Consider the following 2036-nt stretch of genomic DNA (forward strand, 5'->3'; position numbering starts at 1 on the left):
GCCGCGGTGCCAGTCCGGACCCACCAGCGAGATAGCGGACCGGATCCGCTGCGGACACGCCGGTTTCGCGATCCCTTCCGCTCTCGAGGAGCACGCGCGCCGCGACGTCGACCGTCTCGACGAACTCGGAGCGCGGCTGATCACTCGCGACGACGCCGAATGGCCATGGCCGCGGCTGGCGCGGCTGGACCGCGCCCCACAATCCGCCCCGTTCGCGCTCTACCTGCGCGGCCCCGCCCGCCTCGACACCCTCACCGAGCGGGCCATCACCGTCACCGGCTCGCGCGCGGCGACCGGATACGGCCGCACCGTCACCGTCCGGATCGCCGCCGAACTCACCGCCTTGGGCTGGAATGCCGTGGCGGGCAGCGCATACGGCGTCGCCGCCATCGCGCACAAAGCCGCCCTGGCCGCGCACGGCAGTCCAGTCGCGGTTCTCGCGGCCGGGATCGACGTCGCTCACCCGCCCGGACATTCCGGACTACTCGACACCATCGCCACCAGCGGACTTCTGGTCTCCGAATATCCGCCCGGCACGGGTGTGACCCGGGCACGCCGCCGCGCCCAGGCTCGCCTGCTGGCCGCGCTGTCGCGGGCAGTACTCATCATCGAGTCCACACCAGGCGGTGAACCCGCCACGATCGCCGCGCACGCTGTGCGCCACCGGGTTCCGGTGTTCGCGGTGCCAGGGCCGGTGACCAGCGCGACCACCGCGCTGCCGCACGAGTTGATCGCCACCGGCCGCGCACGACTGACCATCAGCGGCCACGACATCCACCACATCCTGAGCTGACCGCGGCCCGCCGACCTGGCTGTCCGCGCCTCAGGCAGCTGTGTCGGCCGTCTCCGATTCGTTGTCCAGTGAAGGGACCTGCTCATGACTCAGCCGACGACGCTACGCATGTCTGCCCCGGGTGAATTCATTGCCGCCGTGCCGGCCCTGCTCGGCTTCTACCCCGTCGATTCATTGGTCGTGGCGCTTCTCGAACGCCGCCCTCCCGCCGACGAGGTATGCATCAAAGTCGTCGCCCGCCACGACCTCCCCATCAGCGACAGCCGGCTCACCACCGTCGTCACGCAATTGGCCGACCTCGCCGCGAACGAAAACGCGTCGGCGGTATTGGCTCTCGTCGTCGACAGCACCGCGCAACCAGCACCCGCACCGCACAGCGGGCACACCCACATCCTCGACATCCTCGACCGTGCCCTCACCACACGCGGTGTTGTTCTCGCGTCGGCGTGGGCGACCCGCGTGATCGAAGCAGGCGCGCCGTGGTGGAGCCTGCCCGATGCCACCGAGTCCGGCGTCGTACCCGACCCCGACGCATCGGCGCTCGCCGCCACCGTCGTCGTCGCGGGACATCCGATCCACCGGTCACGCGAGGAACTGGCCCGCCTGATCGAGCCCGACCCGGGGGTGGCCGACCAGGTCCGCGCACTGCTCCCTGAGGTCGCCAGCCTCCGCACGCAGCGCGCGTCCGGCGAGATCACCGACACCGTCGCCATGGTGATCGAACACATTGACACGCTGGCGGCAGGTTCGGCGCTGACTCCGGCGGATATGGCCGCGCTCGCGGTGGCCTTACGCACGGCCGCCGTGCGCCATTGCATGCTCGGGCTGGTCGGCACTGCCCGCGTCGACGCGGCTGAACGGTTGTGGGCGCTGCTCACCCGCAGCCTGCCCGATCCCGACCGCGCCCACCCCGCGGCTCTGCTGGCGTTCTCGGCCTATCACCGAGGCAATGGAGTGCTGGCCTCGATCGCGCTGGACGCGGCCCTGGCCGCCGACCCACAACACCGGTTCGCCCGCTCCCTCGACGCCGCGTTGCGAGACGGCACGTCCCCGCCCCGACTCGGCGCGGTCGTCACCTACGCGCACGACATCGCCGACGCCCTCGGCGTCGATCTCCACCACTGACCAGCATCGCTCTTTCTCGTCTCCTCGTTTCGTCCCGATCAGAAAGGTCACCGTTCATGCCGTCCGCGAACTCTGTCCCGACCCTGTCCCGCGCGGAATTCGATCGACTCGAACACCG

Annotated in this window: 2 protein-coding genes; both read left to right on the forward strand. The window is 70.5% G+C overall.

The genetic code is table 11. From position 1 onward, the window contains the following. A partial coding sequence (locus tag A5780_RS11780) for a DNA-processing protein DprA (RefSeq protein WP_197521728.1) occupies positions 1 to 793 on the forward strand: 793 nt, incomplete at its 5' end. 84 nt (positions 794 to 877) lie between these two features. Further along, entirely contained in the window at positions 878 to 1918 is a 1041-nt protein-coding gene (locus tag A5780_RS11785; RefSeq protein ID WP_082976422.1) for a DUF4192 domain-containing protein, read from the forward strand. Positions 1919 to 2036 lie beyond the last annotated feature (118 nt).

This window comes from Nocardia sp. 852002-20019_SCH5090214, assembly GCF_001665865.1.
Lineage (GTDB): Bacteria > Actinomycetota > Actinomycetes > Mycobacteriales > Mycobacteriaceae > Nocardia > Nocardia nova.